The organism is Stenotrophomonas sp. C3(2023) (assembly GCF_032911385.1).
Lineage (GTDB): Bacteria > Pseudomonadota > Gammaproteobacteria > Xanthomonadales > Xanthomonadaceae > Stenotrophomonas.
In genome coordinates, this window is record NZ_JAWJLO010000001.1 from 584,072 (window position 1) to 607,177 (window position 23,106).

A 23,106-nucleotide genomic window follows, 5' to 3' on the forward strand; every position below is an offset into this window, starting at 1 on the left:
CGCCAGCGACAGCCGCGCGACAGGTCCTCACCGCTCAACGGGGGTATGATCCCCTGTCCCTCTCGCCCATTCATGTGTCCCAGTCGATGTCCAACGAAGATTTCAAACAGGCCGCCCTCGATTACCACCGCATGTCGCCGCCGGGCAAGATCCGCGTCGCCGCGACCAAGCCGATGCTGACCCAGCGTGATCTGTCGTTGGCCTATTCTCCCGGCGTTGCCTACGCCTGCGAGGCGATCAAGGCAGATCCGCAGCAGGCCAGCGAGCTCACCGCGCGCGGCAATCTGGTTGCGGTCATCTCCAACGGCACCGCCGTGCTGGGCTTGGGCAACATCGGTCCGCTGGCCGGCAAGCCGGTGATGGAAGGCAAGGGCGTGTTGTTCCAGAAGTTCGCCGGCATCGATGTGTTCGACATCGAGGTGGACGAGCTTGACCCGGACAAGCTGGTGGACATCATCGCTTCGCTGGAGCCGACGTTCGGTGGCATCAACCTGGAAGACATCAAGGCGCCGGAATGCTTCATCGTCGAACGCAAGCTGCGTGAACGCATGAAGATTCCGGTGTTCCATGACGACCAGCACGGCACCGCGATCATCGTCGGTGCGGCCGTGCTCAATGCCATGGCCATCACCGGCAAGAAGATCGAAGAGGTCAAGCTGGCCACCACCGGCATGGGTGCGGCGGGCATTTCCTGCGTCAACATGCTGGTGCAGCTGGGCCTGAAGCCGGAGAACATCCTGGCCTTTGACCGCGAAGGCGTCATCCATACCGGGCGCACCGACCTGGACGTGGAAAAGCAGCGCTACGCGCGTGATACCGACAAGCGCACCCTGGCCGAGATCGTCGAGGGCGCGGACATCTTCCTGGGCCTGTCGGCACCGGGCATCCTGAGCGCGGAGATGGTCAAGACGATGGCGCCGGACCCGGTGATCTTCGCGCTGGCCAACCCGACCCCGGAAATCATGCCCGAGCAGGTGCGTGCGGTGCGTCCGGACGCGATCATCGGCACCGGCCGTTCGGACTACCCGAACCAGGTCAACAACGTACTTTGCTTCCCCTACCTGTTCCGCGGCGCGCTGGACGTTGGCGCCACCGCGATCAACGAGGAAATGAAGATCGCCTGCGTGCGCGCCATTGCCGCACTGGCGCGCCGCGCCGCCACTGACATGGGCTCGGCCTACGGCGGTGACACCCCGAGCTTTGGCCGTGAGTACCTGATTCCGCGTCCGTTCGACCGTCGCCTGCTGGTGGAGCTGTCGGCCGCCGTGGCCCAGGCCGCGATGGATTCGGGGGTTGCCGCGCGCCCCATTGCCGACATGGACGCCTACCGGCAGAAGCTCTCGCAGTTCGTTTACCGCACCAGCCTGATGATGAAGCCGGTCTACGACCGCGCGCGCACCGACAAGCAGCGCGTGGTGTATGCCGAAGGCGAAGAGGAAGTGGTGCTGCAGGCGGTGCAGAACGTGGTCGATGAAGGCCTGGCGCACCCGATCCTGATTGGCCGCCCGGACGTCATCGAGGCGCGCATCGAGCGCCTGGGCCTGCGCCTGAAGATCGGCGAGAACATCGAAGTCACCAACATCAACGATGATCCGCGCTTCAACGAGTACTGGCAGTATTACCACGCGCTGACCGGCCGCCGCGGCGTCACCGTGGCCGCCGCCAAGAATCTGATGCGCTCGCGCCCGACCCTGATTGCCGCGGTGATGGTGGCGCGCGGCGAAGCCGATGCGCTGCTGACCGGCATTGTCGGCCGCTTCCATAAGAAGCTGGGCTATGTGCGCAGCGTGCTGCCGCTGGAATCGAAGGTCACCTCGACCTCGGCGATGACCGGTGTGATCAACCAGCAGGGCGTGTTCTTCTTCGTAGATACGCACGTGCAGGAAGATCCCACCGCCGAGCAGATCACCGAGGCGACGCTGCAGGCGGCCTACCGCATGAAGCTGTTCGGCATCGAGCCGAAGGTGGCATTGCTGTCGCACTCCAACTTTGGCAGCCACGACTCCAGGGACGCGGTGAAGATGCGCCAGGTCCGTGAGATGCTGCTCAAGCGCAACCCGCGCCTGAACGTGGACGGCGAGATGCAGGGTGACACCGCATGGGACGAAGCGCTGCGGCAGAAGCTGCTGCCGGGCTCGACCCTGCAGGGCCGTGCCAACCTGTTCGTGCTGCCGAACCTGGAAGCGGCCAACATCGCCTATAACCTGGTGCGCGTGTTCACCGATGGCGTGGCGATCGGTCCGATCCTGATGGGCGTGAACAAGCCGGCGCACATCCTCACCACCAGCGCCACCGCGCGCCGGGTGTTGAACATGACCGCGATTGCGGCGGTGGATGCGCAGATCCGCAAGCAGCTGGAAGCCGAGAAGAAGGCGTAAGTCTTCCTCATGGTTCCAGTGTTACGAGCGCGCCCTTCGGGGCGCGTTTTTTTTTGCCGCCGCCAACGGCGCAGCCCCTCGCGGCTGGCTGGGTTGGTCGGATTGGCCGGGCGGGTGGGGCGTGCGGGGGACGCCGTGAATCCATCCCTGGAGGCATGTGTCCGCCCATCCAGAGGGAGTTCGCTGTGGCTTGCTTCTGGTAGGTGACGACCGTTGGTCGTCACGCTGTTGCCGTTGTTTCTGCTCTTTACTTCGACGAGCGCGCTCTTCAGGGCACGTTTTTTGCCGCCAACGCCACCGCCCCTCGCGGCTGGCAACTGCGTGTGTGTGCGCGAGGCCGGGCGGGTGGGGCTTGCGGGGGACGCCGTGAATCCTCTCCGGGCCAAGGCCTGTGCCAGCCGCTTTGAGAAGGAAGAGAAAGCAGAAACTACGGCAACAGCGTGACGACCAACGGTCGTCACCTACCAAAACCAGAAGCAGACAGCGCACAGCAGAAACGGCTCGGCCGTTGCGGTTGCATCTGCCGTTGCTTTTGATCTTTACCTTTTTCCACGCGGCTGGCGCGCCCGCAATCTGTCCAAGCCGGGCGGGTGGGGCTTGCGGGGGTGTGGGAGCCCTGGATGGGCGGACACAAGCCTACATGGATGTACTTGCGGCGTCCCCCGCACGCCCCACCCGCCCGGCCTCGCGCACATGCACGCGGTTGCCAGCCGCGAGGGGCTCTTCCGTTCGCCGCCGGCCCCCCCGGGCCGCACCCTCCCGCAGGTGCTAGAATCGCGCTTCTCGCAATTCCTTCCTTGACACCGCCATGAGCCACATCGCCACCGCGCCCGCCAACGCCGAGAAGCGCTACACCGTGCACCGCCGCGACCTGCCGCTGAGCTGCCCGACCCCGGAAATGGCGCTGTGGAACTCGCACCCGCGGGTTTACCTGCCGATCGAGGATGAGCCCAACGGCGAAGCCAGGTGCGCCTACTGCGGCGCCGTGTTCGTGCTGGCCGACTGAGCGGGCATCTGCCGATGCGCCGATTGACCGTGGTGCAGTTGCTGCCGGCGCTGCACTCCGGCGGGGTCGAGCGCTCCACCCTTGAGATCGCCGCGGCGCTGGTCGACGCAGGCCACCGTGCGCTGGTGGTGTCGGCCGGTGGACGGCTGGTCGAGCCGCTGCTGGCCAGCGGCGCGGAACACCTGACGCTGGACATCGGCCGCAAATCGCTGCTGACCCTGCGTCACCTGCCCACGCTGCGGCGCCTGTTCGCCGAGATCGGCGCTGACATCGTCCACGCCCGCTCGCGGCTGCCGGCCTGGCTGGGGCTGCATGCGCTGCGCGCGATGCCCGCCGCGCAGCGCCCGCATTGGGTTACCACCGTGCACGGCCTGAATTCGCCGGGCCGCTACAGCGCGGTGATGACCAGCGGCGAACGGGTGATCTGTGTATCTGAGACCGTTCGCGCGTTTGTGCGCCGCCATTATCCGACCGTCCCCGAGGAGCGGCTGCAGGTGATTCCGCGCGGTGTGGACACCGCACAGTTCCCGCGAGTGGGACGCACCGACCGACGGCCGAGACACGCGCTGGCGCAGGCATTTCCGTGGCTCGGCCAGGTAACGGCCCCTTTGCTGCTGCTGCCCGGGCGCGGCACCCGGCTGAAAGGCCATGCGCATGCGTTGGGCCTGCTCGCCCACCTGCACCGTGCAGGTGTACCAGCCCAGCTGTGGATGCTTGGGGCCGATGAACCCGGCCGCGAGGCGTACCTGCAGGAGCTGCGCCAACAGGCGCGCCAGCTGGGCGTTGACGATGCGCTGCGGATCAGCCCACCGATCTCCCGCATCGCCGAGGCCTACGCGGCCAGCGACCTGGTCCTGCAGCTCTCCGACAAGCCCGAGGCCTTTGGCCGCACGGTAGTGGAGGCGCTGTCGGTCGGGCGCCCGGTGCTGGGCTGGGATCATGGTGGCGCGGGCGAACTGCTGCGCCAGCTGCAGCCTTCCGGCGCAGTGCCGCTGGGCGACGCCACCGCGCTGGGTGAACGCGCGCTGGCCCTGCTGGCCTCGCCGCCCGCGCTTCCCTCGAAGATTCCCTTTACCCTGCAAGCCATGCAGCGAGACACCCTCCGCCTCTATGCCAACCTCGCCGGCTGACGCCCCCCTGCCGCGCGCCGACGACCGCGCCGGGTACTGGGCACCCTGGTGGGTGCTCGCCTTCGTGGTGTTCTGGCCATTGCCGGGCGTTGCCGAAGGTGTACTGGTGCTGGGCGCGCTGTATGCCGCCGCGCGCATGGTGGCGCGCCGGATGCGTGGTCAGCCCCGGTTGTTGACCCCCGCCGCCTGGGCGCTGACCAGCATCCTGTTCCTGGGTTTCTGGCTGCCGCAGGCCTTCTCGGTCATCGATGCGGTGGACCCGGGCACGGCCTGGAGCAAGGCAGCGGCCGGGCTGCGCTATCTACCTTTCATGTGGCTGGTGGCCATCGCCGTGGGCGAGCCCGGGCGACGCCGCCTGACCCTGCAGGGCCTGGGCGTCATCACCGCAATATGGACGCTGGATGCGCTGGTGCAGGCGGTAGCTGGCACCAGTCCGCTGTTCTGGTCGTTGGACCAGCTCAAGCAGCTCGGCAGCGGCCATGGCCTGTGCGCACCGGCGGATATGGATGCGGTCGGCCGCCTGGGCGGTGTGCTCGGCCCGTGCAACCTGAAGCTGGGCCAGGTGCTGGCCAGCCTGTCGCCATTTCTGTTGTTGCCGCTGGCGCAGCGCTTCGGCCGCGCGGCGTGGCTGCTGGCGGTGCTGGTGCTGGCCACGGTGCTGTTGCTGGCCGGCTCGCGGGCGTCCTGGCTGACCTTCGCTCTGGTCGTGGCCTACAGCGGCTGGCGCGTGCTGGGCATGCGCCAGATGCTGCTGCTGGCCGCGGCGGTGCTGGCCGGTGCGGTAGCGCTGGCGCTGACCGTGCCAGCGCTGGGCGAGCGCGTGCAGCGCACGGCGCTGGCCTTGAAAGGCGACCGGGCCGGCGTTGACCAGGCCCTGTCGGGCCGGGGCCGGATCTGGATGGCGGCCGGCTGCATGATCGAGCACCACCCGGTCAATGGTGTGGGTGCGCGCGGCTTCCGCGAAGCGTATCCGGGCTGCGACCCGCAGCCGGATACGCCGGGCGAGTGGGGTCCTGGCCCGGCCCTGCATGCGCATCAGATCGTGCTGGAGATTCTCGCCGAGACGGGCGTGCTGGGCCTGCTGTTGTGGCTGGCGGCTGCGGCGCAGGCTTGGCGGGCGTGGCGGTATGCCCCGGCGGCGGCGCGCGAGCGTGCGCGGCCGGCAATGCTGGCGCTGGCGGTGACGGTGTTCCCGTTCAACACCCATCTGGCGTTCTATTCGACGTTCTGGGGTGGGGTGACGGTGCTGCTGGCGGCGCTCTTCGCTGGCAGTCTGCTGGCACGCGACCGGTAGGCCGGGCGCGGTTGGTTGACGTCGCCTGCGGCGGCCCATCCATCGCGCAGCCTGTCGGCGGTGCACGGTGCCGCGCCAGGTGGAGAGAGGGTCAGCTGTAGTAGCTGCTGCGGCCGCCGGGCTGGCGCTTGAAGCGGCGGTGGATCCACAGGTACTGGTCGGGAGCCTCGCGCACCATCTGTTCAATGGCTTCGTTCACACGGGCGGTGTCTGCTTCCACATCCTGGCCGGGGAAGTCCTCCAGCGGCGCGCCGATCTTCAGAAAATAGCGGCCGCCCTCGCGGCGGTGGAAGTAGGGAATCACCGCACAGCCGGTCATGCGGGCCAGCTGGTGGGTGGCAGTGATGGTGGCGGCGGTGTGGCCGAAGAAGGGGACAAACACGGTGTCCTTGCCACGCATGTCCTGGTCAGGTGCGTACCAGAGAAAACCACCCTTCTTCAGATGCCGCACCGTGGCGCGGATGTCCTCGTTGGCATACATGGCCTTGGCATACCGCAGGCGGCCGAACTTCACCGCCCACTCGTACACCGGGTTGCGGTGTTTGCGGTACATGCCGGAAAGCTCGACGTGGTCACACAGCAGGCGCCCGCACATCTCCAGGGTCATGAAATGACCGGACACCAGCAGCACGCCGCGGCCCTGTGCCTGCATCCGCTGCAGGTGCTCAAGCCCTTCAACCTGGACCTTCGGGCGGATGGCATCGATGCTGCCCCACCAGGCCCGGGCGAACTCGAAGATGCCCACACCCAGGGCGTCGAAGCTGTCGCGCAGCAGGCGCTGGCGCCAGGCTTCATCCTTCTCGGGGAAACACAGGCGCAGATTGACTTCGGCGGCGCGGCGACGGCTGCTGGCCAGCCGCCAGGCCACCGTGCCGACACCGCGGCCGAGCGCACGCTGCAGGCCCCACGGCAGGCGGGCCACGGCGAAGGCGCCGAGCATGGCGGCGAACATCGGCCAGTTGCGCGGGTCGGCAAGCGAGGGACGGACGGCGGTGGAAGCATCGGACATGCCTGCATTCTAGCAATCCCGCCGTCCTCGGGCCGCGTGTCTTTCCGCAGTGCCTCCCGTATCCTTGCCGCATGCGCAAAGACCCTGTCGAGTGGATCCTGCGCGGCCTGTATTCGGCCGTGCTCTACCTGCTGCTGCCGTTCACCGTGTATCACCTGGTCTGGCGCGGTTTCCGGGTCCGCGAGTACTTCCAGCGCTGGGACGAGCGCTACGCGTCCTACCCCGACACCAATGCCCAGCCGCGGGTCTGGCTGCATGCGGTGTCGGTGGGCGAGGTCAACGCCGCCGCACCGCTGGTCAACGCGCTGCGCGCACTGCGTCCGGATATCCGCTGGGTCATCACCACCATCACGCCGACCGGGTCCGAACGCGTGCGGGCGCTGTGGGGCACGGCACTGGACCACGTCTACCTGCCCTACGACGTGCCGGGCAGCGTGAACCGCTTTCTGGGCCATTTCCAGCCGAGCCTGGCGCTGATCCTGGAAACCGAGCTGTGGCCGAACATGTTGTTTGGCTGCCGCAGCCGCCAGATTCCGGTCTACATCCTCAATGCGCGCCTGTCGGCGCGCTCGTTGCGTGGCTATCGTCTGCTGGCCGCGCTGATCCGCCGCGCGCTGCGCACCGTGACCTGCGTGGCGGCGCAGTCGCAGGCCGATGCCGAGCGCTTCGTGCAGCTGGGTGCGCAGCCGGAGCAGGTGCAGGCCTTGGGCAATCTCAAGTTCGACATCGCCACGCCCAACGTGCAGGCCGTGGTCGAGCCCTTCCATGCGCGGGTACCGGCAGGGCGGCCGGTATGGATTGCCGCCAGCACCCACGAAGGGGAAGAAGCGGCGGTCATCGAACTGCACCGACGGCTGCGCCAGCAGCATCCGGAGCTTCTGCTGCTATGGGCGCCCCGTCATCCCGAGCGGTTCGGACGCGTGGAAGCGCTGGCCCGTGACCAGGGTTGGAAGGTGGCTACACGCCGTGGGCAGCAGTGGCCGGCGGCCGACAGCGATGTGTTTGTCATCGACACGCTCGGCGAACTGATGGCGTTCTACGCCTGCGCCCAGGTGGCCTTCGTCGGCGGCAGCCTGCAGTCGGTAGGCGGGCATAACCTGCTGGAGCCGGCCGCGGTCGGAACCGCTGTCGTTACGGGTCCGCACCTGCACAATTTCGCTGAAATCTCCCGACGGATGCAGGAGGCCGATGCCTTGCTGATCGGCCAGGATGCGCAGCAGGTCGGTGACCACCTGCTGCATCTGCTGGACGATCCGCAGGCGCGGCAGAGCATGGCACAGGCAGGCTGCGCGCTGGTCAGCAGCGGCCGCGGCGCGCTGCAACGCACGCTGCAGCTGGTGGCGCCGCTGTTGCCTCCGCCAGTGGCAACGCCCGCCTGACACGACAACTGTCGATGTCATTGCGTTGAATTAGGCCGCATCCGATTCAACGCAATGGGCGCCGTTCGTAGCGTCCACGGGCAGGCATCCGCCTGCATTCGTGGAGTTGGCAATGGTGCAATCTGTCGGTGTGCGCGCGCACGCCCTGGGTCTGTTGGCTGGTGCATGCGCACTGGCCTGCGTTTTTTCCGCAGCGGCCGCTGAAGGCGGCCCGCGTTTCATCGGTCCACTGGCGAGCCCCGCGCCGACGCTGCCGGCCGGCGCCGGCAACATCGAGCCCTATCTGGTGGCGGGGCGCACGTCGAGCGTGTTTGATGGCAGCGGTGACCGCCACGCAGTGGATGCCCCCACCAGCTGGAGCCTGCTGCTGCCGATGCAGTACGGATTGACCGACTGGCTGACGCTGGGTCTCACCGTGCGCGGTGCCTTCGACACGACCCAGGACGGCAGCCGCCGGGACCTGTCGCTGGGCGACAGCACGGTCAGTGCGCTGGTCGGGCTCTACGACGGCGCCGGCCCCTCGCGCGTGCGCGTGGCTGCCGGGGTGCGACGCGGGCTGGCCACCGGCCGGCATGACCAGCTGCAGCCGGAAAAGCAGAGCGGCAACGGCAGTGGTGCCGATACCACGACGTTGGCGCTGCACAGCCAGATGTACGCGCACGACGGATTCCTGCGCCTGCGCGCGGCAGCGGCATGGCGTCTGCCCGGTGCGCACGCGCAGGTGCAGGGCGCCAGCGTCTACGGCACCACGACGGGCTTCAGGGGCCGCGCCACGCTCGGCGCCGGTCTGGTGGCCACAACCTCGGCCGAGTACAGCCTCAGCCCGCGCTGGACGCTGGTGGGTGAGGCCATGTATGAGCGCAACAGCGGTACCCGCCTCAGTGGCGTGGACGCCGACGGCACCGTGGTGGCTGATGCGCCGCTGCGTTCATGGCGTGCCTCCTTGCTGCCGGCGGTGCAGTACCACTTCAGCGATGCGGTCGGCGTCATCGCTGGCGTGCAGGTGCCGGTGGCGGGCCGCAACACCGCCAACACCGTGGCACCGCAGCTGGCCGTCAACATCGGTTTCTGAGCGCGACAACCCGGCGGTCGTCGATCGCCGGGTCATCGGCTCATTCGGTGGTGCTCGGGCTCCAGAATGCCTGGCGCACCGCAGGCAGGCGCTGCAGCCGCAGCACCAGTGCGTCGAGCACGCTGGCGTCCACCGAGGTTGCGGTCAGGGTGGCCTCGATTTCCACGTCGTCTTCGCCAAAGGCGTGTACCGCCATGTGGGTGGCCGGGTAGTCGCAGGCATCCAGCTCGTTCTCCAGCGCGGTGAGCAGCGCGCGCTGGCGCTGTTTGCCGACAATGATGTAGACCGTATTGGTGACTTCCACCGAGCCGACGTCGAGCGGTTGCCGGTTGATCGCGTTGACGATCGGGCGCAGCAGGGTGTTGGCGGCCAGCACGAACGCGGCACCGAGCAGGGCTTCGACCAGCATGCCGGTGCCGGAGGCCACGCCGATGGCCGCCGAGCCCCACAACGTGGCAGCCGTGTTCAGACCACGCACATTGCCTTCCTCGCGCATGATCACGCCGGCACCCAGGAAGCCCACGCCGGACACCACATAGGCCACCACCTGCAGCGCACCGGGAGCGCCGCCGTGCTGCGCCTCGAAGCGCATGGCGATGTCCACGAACAGCGCTGCGCCCGCTGCGACCAGTACGTTGGTGCGCAGGCCGGCGGTGCGCTGGCGGATCTGGCGTTCCAGGCCGACGGCAGCCCCGAGCACGAAGGCCAGCGCCAGCCGGCTGAAGGTTTCGAGCGCGGCCAGCGGGTCCATTCCACTGAAAAGCTGCATGGGCGGCTCCTCGCCATTCGAAGGGGCGGCTCAGGATGCGACGCCGCGGAGTTGATCGGCCAGCAGCAGCCACGCAAAGCCGAAGTAGATGAAAACACCCAGCAGGTCCATGATCGAGGTGATCAGCGGCGAGGACAGCGTGGCCGGGTCGGCACCGATGCGACGCGCCGCAAATGGCAGCAACGCACCGATGACCCCGCCCAGTGCGGTGCAGACCAGCATGCTCAAGCCGACCACCATCAGTACGTCGCCGCCTACGCCCTTGCTGAAGAAGGCAAGCACGGCCTCCAGCACCGCAATGGTGACGCCCAGGCCTGCGGCAACCGGCAGCTCGCGGCGGACGACGAACCACACATGTCGCCAGCCCATGCCGAGCTCGCCCAGCGCCATGCTGCGTATGACCAGCGTGGCCGACTGGCTTCCGGTGTTGCCCCCCATGTCCACGATCGGTGCAATGAAAGCAGCCAGGACAATGACGCTGGACAGCAGCTCCTCCTGGGCGGCGACGAACGTGCTGGTGATGATGCCGAACACGGTGAGCATGGCCAGCCAGAACAGGCGCACGGTGAACAGCCGCCGCAGCGGTGTGCGCGTCACGTCCAGATCATTGCCGCCAGTGGTGGCCGCGCCGCCAAAGCGGGCCAGCTGGTTGGCATCATGTTCCTTGTCCAGGTCCATGGCGTCGTCCACGGTGACGATGCCGATCATGCGTTCACCGCCGTTGATGACCGGCACGGCCAGCAGATCGTAGCGGCGGATCAACGCCACGGCCTGGGCGACCGGCCAGCCCGCCCGCACGAACACCGGTTCGGTCTGCATCAGCGCGGACAGCGGCACCTGGGGCTCGGCAACCACCAGCGAACGCAGCGATACGGTGCCACGCAGTCGCTGCTGCTCGTCCAGCACGTAGAGCACGTAGATGGTTTCGCTGTCCGCGTCCTGGGTGCGCAGGTGTGCCAGCGCATCGGCCACCGACATGTCGGCGCTCACCGCGACGAAGTCGGAGGTGGTGGCCGCCCCGACGGTGCCTTCCTGGTAGGCAGACAGGCGCAGGATGTCCTCGCGCTCGGCGCGCTGCAGCGAGGCCAGCAGTTCAGGCCGGGTCGCCGTGTCCAGCCGGTTGAACAGGTCGGCGCGGTCGTCGGCAGGCAGGTGTTCGAACAGCTCGGAGACTGCCTTTCGGGGCAGCGCGCAGATCAGCTGATCCTGGCGCTCAGCGTCGAAGTGAGCGAACAGTGCGGCCCGCACACGCGGCTCAAGCAGCAGCAACAGGGCCGCCACCTTGCCGGGCGTCGCCTGACGCAGGACGTCGGTGAGGTCGGAGGGATGGGCGCGGCGGACCAGCGCGGCAAAATCATCACGGTCGGGCTGCAGTAGCAGGGTGCGGGTGTAGAACACCAGTTCTTCACGGTTCATGGGTCACTCCAGAGTGTCGAGGCGGTCGCCGCCAAGGCGGCGGGGAGGGCGGTAGCGCGGCAGGTCAGTGGGGCAGCGCGAGATTCAAGCCGAGCGTCACCCAGTGCGTGCGGGCGTCGCCAAGGGCACGACCGTGCAGCAGGTCCAGCGTGCTGCCAGATGGCAGCTGCCTGCGCAGACCGAACTGCACGTGGGTATCGCGGTGGACGTCACGCGCCAGTTCGCCGAGCACGCTCCAGCGCGGCGACAGCAGCCGCTCCAGGCCAGTGCCGAACGTCCAGCCACGTGCATCGTGCTGTCGCCGCAGCCCGGCTTCCACGTGTACGGTGCTGGCCGGCCCAAGCGCGATGCTCATTGGCAGGCCCAGGCTCAGCCCGCGGCTGCGTGTGTGGTGCAGGTCGTGGTCGAAGGCCAGCGCAACGGCCAGCTGCAGCGGTGAGGTGCCGGCCAGGGGAAGTGGCCGCTTGATGCCCAGGGCGGCATCGCGGGTGGATTCGCCGCTGTGGTTGCCAAGGCCGAGTGACCACTCGGTGCCAGCCCAGGTGCAGGCCGCCACCGCGACCCGCTCCTGGCCGTTGCGGTGGTGCAGGCGCACCCAGCTTTCAAGCTGGCACCGGCCTGCGGGGGTGATGCTGGCATCGTTGACCAGCAGGCTGGCGGCGGCACGGGCGGTCGGGCTGCAGCACAGACCGGCCAAGGGAAGCAGAACGAACAACAGAGGAACGCGCATGGGTATCTCCAGACGAGCGGATACGCCAGCGGCACCTGCGCGGAAGCGGAGCAGGTTTCGGTGCTGTCAAAGAGAACGGCTGTGCGACGCACAGCGCGTGTTCCCGTCCTGGACGAACGGGACCTGCAGGAAGTCGCGAATCGGCCAGCTCAGCAGCGGAATCGACTATGACTGTCCAAGCAGGTGCCTCCGGGGCGATGGAATGCGCGCAGGTTGGGCGAGGCGCAGAGCGGCTTCAAGGGGCGTTTCCGACATGTCCTGCATACCGCCACAGCAGTGCTGAAAACGGCGCGTATGTTTCAGTCGAACGCGCTTTAGCGAATCTTGTGTCTATCGGGATTCCATTTCCGCATCACTGGGCCGATCACCATCGCAGCGTCGACGCCGCGCATTGGCCAGACGCGACACGTCACCGGCCGAATAAATGGTCTACGCAAAAAAAAACCACCCGCAAGCGGGTGGTTTCCAAAGCAATGAGACCGCGCAGGCGATCAGTTCACGGTGGTGCTCGGGTTGCCGGCATCCATCGTCAGCAGACGGTTGATGTCCTGCAGTTCGGCGATGTCCAGGCTGCCCACGGCCTGGCTCAGCAGCAGGCGGTTCTGCAGGAAGGTATAGCGCGCGTTGGCGTAATCCAGCTGGGCCGAGAACAGGATGCGCTGGTTCTGGATCACGTCCAGCACGGTGCGGGTACCGACTTCGAGGCCGACCTGCGAGGCGTCGTACGCGCTCTGCGCCGAGACCACCGCCAGGCGACGTGCTTCGACTTCGCTGATGCCGGCCACCAGGGTCTGGTAGGCATTGCGGGTGTTGCGGTCCAGGGCGCGCTTCTGCTGCTCGTAGCCGTCCTGGGCGATATCACGCTGGGCCAGCGCCTGGCGCACGCCGGACTGGGTGGCACCGCCGGAGAAGATCGGCACGTTCAGGGTCAGACCGACGCTGTTGGTACGCGCATCCGGGCTCAGCGAGCCTGCGCCGACGCTGTCACCCCAGGTCGCGCTCTTGCCCCAGCTGCCGCCCAGCGACAGGGTGGGATAGTGCGCGCCACGGGCCGCCTGCACGCCGGATTCGGCCGCGCTGACCTTCAGCTCCTGCGCCTTCAGCGCCGGGTTCCGGGTCACCGCCTCCTGCACCAGCTGGTCGATGTTGCCGCGGTTGGCCGGCACCGCCGGGCGGAAGTCTTCCGGCAGGCCACGCAGGTTGGTCACCGGCTGGCCGGTCAGCTCGGTCAGGGCCTGGTAGGCATCAGCCAGCGTGTTCTGGGTCACGATGGTGTTGGCCCGTGCCTGGTCGTACTGGGCACGTGCTTCATGCACGTCGGTGATCGGCACCAGACCCACTTCCAGCCGCTTGTCGGCGAAGTCGAACTGCTTGCGCGCCGCTTCTTCGTTGGTCCGGGCGGCGTTGAGCGACTCGATCGCCACCAGCACGTTGAAGTAGGCCGCCGAGGTGCGCACGATCAGGTCATCGTTGGCCGAATCCAGGGTGAAATCGGCCGCGCGGCTGAGGTCACGCTGCGAACGCAGGGTGCTCATCTGGCTCCAGTTGAACAGCGTCTGCGAGCCGTCCAGCGTGTAGCGCCGGTTCTTCGACTCGAACGTGCCGCTGTTGCGGGAGGCGTCGGCTTCGCTGCGGGTGCGGCTGAGCGAGGCCACGCCGTTGATCTGCGGGAGCAGCGCGGCACGCGCCTGCACGGCGCCTTCCTTGTCATACAGCCGGGTGGACTCGGCGGCCGCGAGCTGCGGGTCGCCATTGCGGGCCATTTCATAGACCTGCAGCAGGTCGGCAGCATGGGCGGACAGCGGCAGCAGGGCGGTGGCCAGCGCAATAGCGAGGGTTCGGCGGATCATTGCGGCTTCCTTGGACTCAGAGATGGAACTGGGGGGCCGGCGCGGCACCGCGCAGGTAGTCGATATCGGTTTCAAACAGCGATTCGCTGCTGCCGTCGGCCTGGATCAGCAGGCCTTCCATGGCCGGCGAACGGCCGTGGATGACGAACAGGCGACCACCCGGACGCAGCCATGAGGCGAACTGTGACGGCACCTGGTCAACCGCACCAGTGACAACGATCACATCGAAGCGGCGCTCGGTCTGCCAGGCCAGTGCGTCGGCCACTTCAACGCGGGCGTTGTTGCCCAGGCCGGTGCGATCCAGATTGGCGCGCGCGCTGGCGGCCAGTTCCGGGTCGATCTCCAGGCTGAGCACGTCGCGCGCCAGCGCGGCCACGCAGGCGGTGAGGAAGCCGCTGCCGGTGCCGATTTCCAGCACTTCGTCGCCCGGCTGCAGATCCAGCGCCTGCAGGGTGCGGCCTTCGATGACCGGCTTCATCATCTTCTGGCCCTGGCCCAGCGGCAGTTCAACGTCGGCGTAGGCCAGCTTGCGGTGCGCGGCCGGCACGAATTCCTCGCGCGGCAGGCGGGCCAGTACGTCGAGCACCTTGATGTCCAGCACGTCCCAGGGACGGATCTGCTGTTCAACCATCAGTTCGCGGGCGTGGGGGAAATCGAATGTCATGAGGTTCTAATCCAGCGCAGTGAGTCGGCCATTTTACCGGTGCCGGGGGCCGGCGGCGCGCCCAGAGCATGTATTTTGGGCCGCCGTGGTCGCAGTGCCGGAAGTCATCGCAACTTCCGGGCTGTTCAGGTTTGTCGCTCAGCTCCCGGGAAGCCCGGCCGCACCGCCGCGCGGGCTGTAGGCGCGCAGGAAGAAATCCACGCTGGCCGCCACGTGGGCCAGCCCTTGCTGATCATCCGGTGCCGGCGGGCGGCCACACATCAGATGCGAGTGCAGCTCCCCCTTGACCAGGTTGAGAAACTGCAGCGCGGCGGTCTGGCAATCGGCGATGTCCAGCTCGCCGCGCTGCACGCGCAGCTGCAGGAAACTGGCCAGCGCGTCGTTGGCGCGCTGGGGGCCGGCCTGCCAGAACATCGCGCGCAACCGCTCGTCGGTTTCCGGCGCCATCATCACCCGCTGCACCGCCACCGCCTCTTCGGAGGTGATCATCTGGAAGAAGGCCAGGCCGATGCCCAGCAGCTGCTCACGCACCGGCCCCTCGGGGGGAGCGACGAACAGCAGGTCCGGGAGCATCTGCTCGCACTTGCTCTTCACCGCCTCGGTGAACAATGTCTCCTTGTCGCCGAAATGGCTGTACACGGTGAGCTTGGAGACGCCGGCCCGGCTGGCGATGCTGTCCATGCTGACGCCGGTATATCCCTGCTCCACAAACAGCGCCTTGGCTGCTTCAAGAATGGCTGCGCGCTTGCCCAGATCCTTCGGGCGCCCGGGACCGGCGCTCTTGCCGGCGGACGTTGCAGCAGATTTACGGGAGAAGGGACACATCATCCGGGCAATACTAGACCAACAGGTTTGATATTTATACTATACCGCCGGGTTCACTAAATCCCGGCAGGCATACCGTGCCGTCGTCACCGTCACCCGGCAGCAGGAAGTAGACCGATGAAAAGCATGCGTTGGATGGGACATCTGTTGTGCGCGGCCATGTTGGCGGCGTGCACGGGCAAGCCGGCCGAGCCGGCGACCGCCGTGCCGGTGCTGGTGGTGCAGCCGGGCCAGCCGGTGGGGCAGGCCCCGGCCACGTACGCCGGCGAGATCCGCGCACGGCAGGAGAGCCCGCTGTCCTTCCGCGTCGGCGGCAACCTGGTCAAACGGGAGGTCGATGCGGGCCAGCGCGTACGCAAGGGCCAACTGCTGGCCGAGCTGGACGCGGCCGATTTCGCGCTGCAGGCACGCGCCTCGCAGGCGCAGCTGCAGGCCGCCGAGGCCGACCTTGTCCGCGCGCGTGACGACCTGGCCCGCTACCGGACGCTGGCCGACCAGCAGCTGGTGAGCCGCTCCACGCTGGACCAGCAGGTCGCCGCGTTCAAAGCCGCGCAGGGTCAGGCCAATGCCGCCCGCGCCAATCTCGATGTACTGCGCAACCAGGCCGACTACGCGCAGCTGCGCGCCCCCGCCGACGGCGTCATCGCCAGCCGCGAGGCCGAGGCCGGACAGGTGGTGGCCGCTGGGCAGACCATCTTCAATCTTGCCGCCGATGGCGGCCGCGAGGTGCTGATCTACCTGCCCGAGGCCACCATCGCCGATTACGCGGTGGGCCAACCGGTGCAGGTGGAACTGTGGAACCGTCCCGGCCAGCGCCTGCCCGGCACGCTGCGCGAGATCGCCGCTGCAGCTGATGCGCAGGCGCGGACCTATGCGGCGCGGGTCAGCCTGGATCCGGCCGCGCTGGCCGGGGTCGAACTGGGCCAGAGCGCCAAGGTCTACAGCACAGCCGGCCGTGCCGGCACCCTGCAGCTGCCGCTGGCGGCCATCCAGCAGGGCCCGGACGGCAGGACCAGCGTCTGGGTCGTCGACCCGGCCAACGCCACGCTGAAGGCGGTGCCGGTGACCATCGGCGCCTACGGCAGCGAAAGCGTGCCGGTGCTGTCCGGTGTCAGTGCGACCGACTGGGTGGTTGCGGCAGGCGGGCATCTGCTGCGCGATGGCCAGGCCGTGCGTGCGGTGGACCGGCATAACCGGCCCGTGCTCAAGGCGCCCGCTGCACCCGCTGCCAAGGCCGGGGAGTAAGCGCCGTGCGTCGATTCAACCTTTCCGAATGGGCGCTGTCCAACCGCCCGCTTGTGCTGTTTGCGATGCTGGCGCTGGCGCTCATCGGCGCGTGGTCTTACAAGCATCTGGGTCAGTCCGAGGACCCGCCGTTCACCTTCAAGGCGATGGTGGTGCGCACGATGTGGCCAGGCGCCACTGCCGAGCAGGTCTCGCGGCAGGTGACCGAGCCGATCGAAAAGGCGCTGATGAACACCGGCGAGTTCGAGTTCATCCGCTCCTACTCGCGTCCCGGCGAGTCGCAGGTCATCTTCATGGCCCGCGACGACATGCGCTCCAAGGACATCCCCGACCTCTGGTACCAGGTGCGCAAGCGCGTCGGTGACATCCAGGCCACGCTGCCGCGCGAGATCGTCGGTCCGTTCTTCAATGATGAGTTCGGCGACACCTTCGGCAACATCTACGCGCTGACCGGCGACGGCTTCGACTACGCCGTGATGCGCGACTATGCCGACCGCATCCAGCTGGAACTGCAGCGCGTGCCCGACGTGGGCAAGGTGGACCTGCTGGGCCTGCAGGATGAGAAGGTCTGGATCGAGATATCCAATACCCGCCTGGCCACCCTTGGCATTTCCATGCAGCAGGTCCAGCAGGCGCTTGCCGACCAGAACGCCATCACCGGCACCAGCTTCTTCGAAACCGCCACCGATCGCGTGCAGCTGCGCGTGAGCGGCCAGTTCGACAGCATCCAAGCCATTGCCGCCTTCCCGATCCGTGCCGGAGAGCGCACCGTGCGGCTGGGCGACATCGCGCAGATCAAGCGCGGGTTCGCCGATCCGTCTTCGGCAAAGATGCGTTTCCTTGGCCACGATGCGATCGGTCTTGCGGTGGCGATGAAGGACGGGGGCGACATCCTCAAGCTGGGCGCCAATCTGGATGCCGAGTTCGACCGCCTGCAGAAGACGCTGCCGGCCGGCATGCAGCTGCGCAAGGTCTCCGACCAGCCCCGCGCGGTGGACGACTCGGTCGGTGAGTTCGTACGCGTGCTGACCGAAGCGGTGATCATCGTGCTGCTGGTGAGTTTCTTCTCCCTCGGCGTGCGCACCGGCATGGTGGTGGCGGTCTCGATTCCGCTGGTGCTGGCGATGACCTTCTTCGTCATGCATTACTTCGGCATCGGCCTGCACAAGATTTCGCTCGGGGCGCTGGTGCTTGCCCTGGGCCTGCTGGTGGACGATGCGATCATTGCCGTGGAAATGATGGCCACCAAGATGGAGCAGGGGTACGACCGCCTGCGCGCGGCCAGTTTTGCCTGGGAGTCCACCGCCTTCCCGATGCTGACGGGCACCTTGATCACCGCCGCCGGTTTTCTGCCGATCGCCACCGCGGCGTCCAGCACCGGCGAATACACCCGCTCGCTGTTCCAGGTGGTGACCATCGCGCTGGTGGTGTCGTGGATCGCCGCGGTGCTGTTCATTCCCTACCTTGGCGACAAGATGCTGCCGGATCTGTTCAACCGGCAGCCGCCGAAGCCGGGCAGCGTGGCCGGACGCTGGCTGGCGTTCCGGCAGCGCTGGGCCGACCGCCAGCCGGCACTGGCCAACCTGATCGCCCCGGCGCCGCATGGCCAGGACCATGATCCCTACCAGCGGCCGTTCTACCAGCGCTTCCGGCGTTTTCTCGATGCCTGCCTGCGCCGGCGCTGGTGGGTGATTCTGGCGACGGCCGCGCTGTTCGTGTTCTCGCTGCTGATGTTCCGCTTCGTGCCGCAGCAGTTCTTCCCCGACTCCACGCGCCCGGAGCTGATGGTGGATATCGAGCTGGCCGAGGGTGCCTCGCTGACGGCCACGCAGGCCCAGGCGGAGAAGCTGGAGAAGCTGCTGGCCACGCGTACCGACCTGACCAACTATGTGGCCTATGTGGGCACCGGGTCGCCGCGCTTCTACCTGCCACTGGACCAGCAGCTGCCAGCAACCAACTTCGCCCAGTTCGTCGTGCTGGCCCAGGATATCCACGCCCGCGAGTCCACCCGGCAGTGGCTGCTGGATGAAGTGCTGCCGCAGTTCCCGGACGTGCAGATGCGCGTGACCCGTCTGGAGAATGGACCGCCGGTGGGTTACCCGGTGCAGTTCCGGGTGTCGGGTGAGCATATCGCCGAGGTGCAGCAGATTGCCCGTCAGGTGCTGGAGCAGGTGCGTGCCAATCCGCATACCGTGAACGTCAATCTGGACTGGAGCGAACCGAGCAAGGTCGTGCGGCTGGTCATCGACCAGGACCGCGCCCGCGCGCTTGGCGTCAGCAGTGCGCAGGTCAGCCAGTTCCTGGCCAGCGCGTTGGCTGGTCAGAGCGTAAGCGTCTACCGTGAAGGCAACCGCCAGATCGAGATGCTGCTGCGCGGGCAGGCCCAGGACCGCGCGCAGCTGGAACAGCTTTCCAGTCTGGCCATGCCGGTCGGCAACGGCGAGAGCATCACGCTCTCGCAGGTGGCCACGCTGGAATACGGTTTCGAGGACGGCATCATCTGGCATCGAGACCGCTTGCCGACGGTGACCGTGCGCGCTGATATCGGCGATGGCATGCAACCGCTGGACGTGGTCAAGCAGATCCAGCCCACGCTGGACGGCATCCGCAGCGCGTTGCCCAGTGGTTACCTGCTGGAGACCGGCGGCACGGTGGAGGACTCGGCCCGCGGGCAGGATTCGATCAAGGCCGGACTGCCGCTGTTCCTGGCGGTGGTGGCGACCCTGCTGATGCTGCAGCTGCGCAGCTTCTCGCGCGCCGCGATGGTGCTGGTGACCGCGCCGTTGGGCATCATCGGCGCCACGCTGTTCCTGCTGATCTTCCGCGTGCCATTCGGTTTTGTGGCGATGCTGGGCACGATCGCCCTGGCCGGCATGATCATGCGCAACTCGGTGATCCTGATCGACCAGATCCAGCAGGACATCGACGCCGGTCACGACCGTTGGCATGCGATCATCGACGCGACCGTACGCCGGTTCCGCCCGATCGTACTGACCGCGCTGGCCGCGATCCTGGCCATGATCCCGCTGTCGCGCAGTGCGTTCTATGGTTCGATGGCAATCTCGATCATGGGTGGCCTGATCATCGGCACCGTGCTGACGCTGGTGTTTCTGCCAGCCCTGTATGCCGCCTGGTTCCGGGTGAAACCGCAATAGCCCCGCAGGCAGCGACCGACGCCACAGCACAGCGCCTCTGGTAGAGCCGACCCATGGTCGGCTCACCGCGCGCAGCGCGGCAGAACCACCGCGGTCTGTCCGAACAGCAGCCGACCATGGGGTCGGCTCTACGACAGCTGGGCCAGCACCGCTTCGGTAGCCTGCGCGGTACTCACCGCCGCGCCCTGGGCGGCCAGGTCGGCGGTGAATACACCGGCGTCCAGCGTGGCATGCACGGCCGCCTCCACCGCTGCAGCTTCCGCGTCCAGCTGCAGCGAATGACGCAACAGCATCGCCGCACTGAAGATTGTCGCGTAGGGATTGGCGATGCCCTTGCCGGCGATGTCCGGTGCCGACCCGTGGATCGGCTCGTAGATGCCTACCGCGCCCGGTTCGCCCAGCGAGGCCGACGGCAGCAGGCCGAGCGAGCCTGCCAGCATCGAGGCCTCATCGGTGAGGATGTCGCCGAACATGTTCTCGGTGACGATCACATCGTACTCGCGCGGCTTGGCCAGCAGATGCATCGCCATGGAGTCGACCAGCTGGTGCTCCAACACCACGTCGGCAAACTCGTCGCGGCCGATCCGCGTGGCGACGTCGCGCCACAGCCGCGAGGTTTCCAGCACGTTGGCCTTGTCCACCGAGGTCAGCTTGCCGCGTCGCTGGCGCGCCAGGGCGAACGCGCTGCGCAGCACGCGCTCGATCTCCACCACGGTATAGCGGCACAGGTCGCTGGCGCTGTCGGCGTCGCGGGTCTTGTCACCAAAGTAGATGCCACCGGTCAGCTCGCGTACCACCACGAAGTCGACGCCGCGCAGCAGTTCGGCCTTGATCGGTGAGGCACCGAGCGCAGCCTCGTGGGTGCGCACCGGACGCAGGTTGGCGTACAGACCCAGCGCTTTGCGGATCGCCAGCAGCCCTTGTTCCGGCCGCACCCTGGCATTGGGGTCGGACCACTTTGGGCCTCCCACCGCCCCGAGCAGCACGGCGTCGGCAGCCTGGCAGGCAGCCAGGGTCGTGGCCGGCAGCGGCTCGCCGTGGCGGTCGATGGCGATGCCGCCGATGTCATGCTCGCTGAAGGTGAAGCTGTGATGGAAACGCGTGGCGACCGCCTGCAGCACGGCCACAGCGGCGGCGGCCACTTCCGGGCCGATGCCATCACCGGGCAGGACAACGATTTCAGCGTGCATGTTCACTCTCGTAATGTTCGATTTCAGAGACCCGACCCAGCAGATAGCCGAGCTGATCGACACCTTCCAGCAGACAGGTCTGCGAGAAACCATCGAGGGGGAAGGCATAGATGCGGCCGTCAGGGGTACGCAGCTCGCGCGCGGCGATATCAACGGTCAGCACATCGTCCGGGCGCTGCATCAGCACCTGCACGTCGGCTTCGTCCAGCACGATCGGCAGCAGGCCGTTCTTCAGCGCGTTGCCGCGGAAGATGTCAGCGATCTCGCTGCTGACGATGGCGCGCAGGCCCAGGTCGGTCAACGCCCATGGCGCATGTTCGCGCGAGGAACCGCAGCCGAAGTTGCGCCCGGCCAGCAGAATGCTGCGGCCGGCGTTGTGTGGCTGGTTGAAGGCAAAAGCAGGATTGGGCGTGCCGTCGGCCTGCCAGCGCCAGTCGTTGAAGGCATTGCGGCCCAGCCCGGCGCGTTCGGTGGTCGACAGAAAACGCGCCGGAATGATCTGGTCGGTGTCGATGTTGGTCTGGGGCAGCACGATGCTGGCCGAAGACAGGGTACGCAGCGCGCTCATCAGGCCACCTCCTTGGTGAACAAGGTGCGGGTGTCGGCAACGTGGCCGTTTACCGCCGCCCAGGCCGCGCTCATCGGCGAGGCCAGCAGGGTACGTGATCCCGGGCCCTGACGCCCCTCGAAGTTGCGGTTGCTGGTACTCACCGCCAGCTGCCCCGGCGCCACCAGGTCACCGTTCATGGCAATGCACATCGAACACCCCGGCTCCCGCCATTCGGCGCCGGCCGCGCGTACGATCGCATCGATGCCCTCGGCCTCGGCCTGGCGTTTGACGATCTCCGAGCCGGGGACCACCAGCATGCGTACGCGCTCGGCGACGCGGCGGCCACGCAGCACCTGCGCCACCTCGCGCATGTCGCTGAGCCGGCCGTTGGTGCACGAGCCAACAAAGACCACATCCACCGGGGTGCCCACCAGCGCCTGCCCGGCCTGCAGCTGCATGTAGTCCAGCCCCTTCTGTGCGGCTGCATCGCTGGCGGCGGGAATCGGTGCATCCACCGCTATGGCGGTGCCCGGGTGCGTTCCCCAGGTCAGGGTGGGGCGGATGTCGGCCGCATTGATGTGGACCTCGGCGTCAAAGCGCGCACCCTCGTCACTGCGCAGCTGCGTCCAGGTTTCAACCGCTGCCTCGAACGCGGCGCCCTTGGGGCCGCGCGGCGTTGCCGCGACGAAGTCGAAGGTCACCTGGTCGGGCGCAACCATGCCGGCACGCGCGCCAGCCTCGATGGACATGTTGCACAGGGTCATGCGCTGTTCCATGGTCATCGCTTCGATGGTGCTGCCACGGAACTCGATGACATGGCCGGTACCGCCGTTGACCCCGATCACCCCGATGATGTGCAGCACCACATCCTTGGCGCCCACCCCTGGGGCCAGCGGGCCGTCGACGGTGATGGCCATGGTCCTGGCCTTGCGCTGCAGCAGGCACTGGGTGGCCAGCACATGGCCAACCTCGCTGGTGCCGATGCCGAACGCCAGCGCACCAAACGCGCCGTGGGTGGAGGTGTGACTGTCACCACAGACGATGGTCATGCCGGGCTGGGTGAAGCCCTGCTCCGGTGCGATGACATGCACGATGCCACGGTTGTCCGAGGCCATGTCGAACAGCTCAATGCCGTACTCGCTGCAGTTGCGCGCCAGCATCGCCACCTGCGCCTCGGAGGCGGCGCTGGCATACGGCAGCCTGCCATCGGCATCGGCCGGCAGCGTCGGCGTGGAATGATCCATGGTGGCCTTGGTGCGATCGGGCCGGCGTGGCGCCAGACCGCGCTGACGCAGTTCGGTGAATGCCTGCGGCGAGGTGACCTCGTGGATCAGATGCAGGTCGATGTACAGCACGGCAGGAGCGCTGTCGGATTCGGGGACGACGACATGGGCGTCCCACAGTTTGTCGTACAGGGAGCGGGGCGGGGAGGTCATTGAGTGGC

18 protein-coding genes are annotated in these 23,106 nt (G+C 67.5%); 8 read left to right on the forward strand and 10 right to left on the reverse strand.

All coding sequences use genetic code 11. The features are described 5' to 3' along the window. The first annotated feature begins 86 nt into the window (after positions 1-86). From RZA67_RS02405 to RZA67_RS02420, 4 genes are all read left to right on the forward strand, one after another. Positions 87-2,378 carry an NADP-dependent malic enzyme gene (locus RZA67_RS02405; protein ID WP_317210933.1) on the forward strand — a complete coding sequence of 764 codons (2,292 nt, stop codon included), beginning with the start codon at positions 87-89 and terminating at the stop codon, positions 2,376-2,378. Between the two features lie 808 nt (positions 2,379-3,186). Beyond that, positions 3,187-3,384, forward strand: a complete 198-nt coding sequence (locus RZA67_RS02410) for a zinc-finger domain-containing protein (protein ID WP_317210934.1) — start codon at positions 3,187-3,189, stop codon at positions 3,382-3,384. Positions 3,385-3,398: 14 nt separating this feature from the next. Beyond that, positions 3,399-4,514, forward strand: a complete 1,116-nt coding sequence (locus RZA67_RS02415; protein WP_317210935.1) for a glycosyltransferase — start codon at positions 3,399-3,401, stop codon at positions 4,512-4,514. Next, on the forward strand, positions 4,495-5,808 hold the full coding sequence (locus tag RZA67_RS02420; RefSeq protein WP_317210936.1) for an O-antigen ligase family protein: 1,314 nt from the start codon (positions 4,495-4,497) through the stop codon (positions 5,806-5,808). Before RZA67_RS02415 ends, RZA67_RS02420 begins: the two co-directional genes overlap by 20 nt. Positions 5,809-5,899: 91 nt before the next feature. On the opposite strand, the gene RZA67_RS02425 is transcribed toward RZA67_RS02420, so the two are convergent. Further along, entirely contained in the window at positions 5,900-6,817 is a 918-nt protein-coding gene (locus tag RZA67_RS02425; RefSeq protein WP_317210937.1) for an LpxL/LpxP family Kdo(2)-lipid IV(A) lauroyl/palmitoleoyl acyltransferase, read from the reverse strand. A gap of 71 nt (positions 6,818-6,888) precedes the next feature. Here RZA67_RS02425 and waaA point away from each other — a divergent pair, with 71 nt between their 5' ends. Together waaA and RZA67_RS02435 are read left to right on the forward strand one after the other, a co-directional pair. Beyond that, a complete protein-coding gene (gene waaA, locus RZA67_RS02430) occupies positions 6,889-8,196 on the forward strand; it encodes a lipid IV(A) 3-deoxy-D-manno-octulosonic acid transferase (protein ID WP_317210938.1) in 1,308 nt (435 codons plus the stop codon). Between the two features lie 112 nt (positions 8,197-8,308). Next, on the forward strand, positions 8,309-9,268 hold the full coding sequence (locus tag RZA67_RS02435; protein WP_317210939.1) for a hypothetical protein: 960 nt from the start codon (positions 8,309-8,311) through the stop codon (positions 9,266-9,268). Positions 9,269-9,308: 40 nt separating this feature from the next. Here the strand turns inward: RZA67_RS02435 and RZA67_RS02440 are convergent, their stop codons facing one another. The 6 genes from RZA67_RS02440 to RZA67_RS02465 form a co-directional block, all read right to left on the reverse strand. Then, positions 9,309-10,037, reverse strand: coding sequence for an MgtC/SapB family protein (locus RZA67_RS02440; protein WP_317210940.1), 729 nt, complete (start codon positions 10,035-10,037; stop codon positions 9,309-9,311). A gap of 30 nt (positions 10,038-10,067) precedes the next feature. Next, the gene (gene mgtE, locus RZA67_RS02445; protein ID WP_317210941.1) at positions 10,068-11,453 is read right to left on the reverse strand and encodes a magnesium transporter; all 1,386 of its coding nucleotides are present in this window, start codon (positions 11,451-11,453) and stop codon (positions 10,068-10,070) included. 64 nt (positions 11,454-11,517) lie between these two features. Beyond that, the gene (locus RZA67_RS02450; RefSeq protein WP_317210942.1) at positions 11,518-12,183 is read right to left on the reverse strand and encodes a hypothetical protein; all 666 of its coding nucleotides are present in this window, start codon (positions 12,181-12,183) and stop codon (positions 11,518-11,520) included. A gap of 491 nt (positions 12,184-12,674) precedes the next feature. Then, positions 12,675-14,033 (reverse strand): TolC family outer membrane protein, encoded by a 1,359-nt coding sequence (locus RZA67_RS02455; RefSeq protein ID WP_317210943.1) that lies wholly within the window; start codon positions 14,031-14,033, stop codon positions 12,675-12,677. A gap of 16 nt (positions 14,034-14,049) precedes the next feature. Further along, positions 14,050-14,697, reverse strand: coding sequence for a protein-L-isoaspartate O-methyltransferase (locus RZA67_RS02460; protein WP_317210944.1), 648 nt, complete (start codon positions 14,695-14,697; stop codon positions 14,050-14,052). 138 nt (positions 14,698-14,835) lie between these two features. Beyond that, complete coding sequence (locus tag RZA67_RS02465) at positions 14,836-15,525, reverse strand: TetR/AcrR family transcriptional regulator (RefSeq protein WP_317210945.1); 690 nt, start codon at positions 15,523-15,525, stop codon at positions 14,836-14,838. 114 nt (positions 15,526-15,639) lie between these two features. Between RZA67_RS02465 and RZA67_RS02470 the strand changes: the two genes are divergently transcribed. Both RZA67_RS02470 and RZA67_RS02475 read left to right on the forward strand, forming a co-directional pair. Further along, a complete protein-coding gene (locus RZA67_RS02470; RefSeq protein WP_317210946.1) occupies positions 15,640-16,767 on the forward strand; it encodes an efflux RND transporter periplasmic adaptor subunit in 1,128 nt (375 codons plus the stop codon). A gap of 5 nt (positions 16,768-16,772) precedes the next feature. Next, entirely contained in the window at positions 16,773-19,922 is a 3,150-nt protein-coding gene (locus RZA67_RS02475) for an efflux RND transporter permease subunit (protein ID WP_317210947.1), read from the forward strand. A 128-nt stretch (positions 19,923-20,050) separates the two neighbouring features. Here RZA67_RS02475 and leuB read toward each other — a convergent pair whose 3' ends face one another. Genes leuB through leuC form a run of 3 tightly spaced genes read right to left on the reverse strand, consistent with a single transcriptional unit; the run spans position 20,051 to position 23,098 of the window. Next, entirely contained in the window at positions 20,051-21,112 is a 1,062-nt protein-coding gene (gene leuB, locus RZA67_RS02480) for a 3-isopropylmalate dehydrogenase (RefSeq protein WP_317210948.1), read from the reverse strand. Further along, the gene (gene leuD / locus RZA67_RS02485; RefSeq protein ID WP_317210949.1) at positions 21,102-21,680 is read right to left on the reverse strand and encodes a 3-isopropylmalate dehydratase small subunit; all 579 of its coding nucleotides are present in this window, start codon (positions 21,678-21,680) and stop codon (positions 21,102-21,104) included. Before leuD ends, leuB begins: the two co-directional genes overlap by 11 nt. Continuing rightward, positions 21,680-23,098, reverse strand: a complete 1,419-nt coding sequence (gene leuC, locus RZA67_RS02490; protein WP_317210950.1) for a 3-isopropylmalate dehydratase large subunit — start codon at positions 23,096-23,098, stop codon at positions 21,680-21,682. Before leuC ends, leuD begins: the two co-directional genes overlap by 1 nt. Positions 23,099-23,106 lie beyond the last annotated feature (8 nt).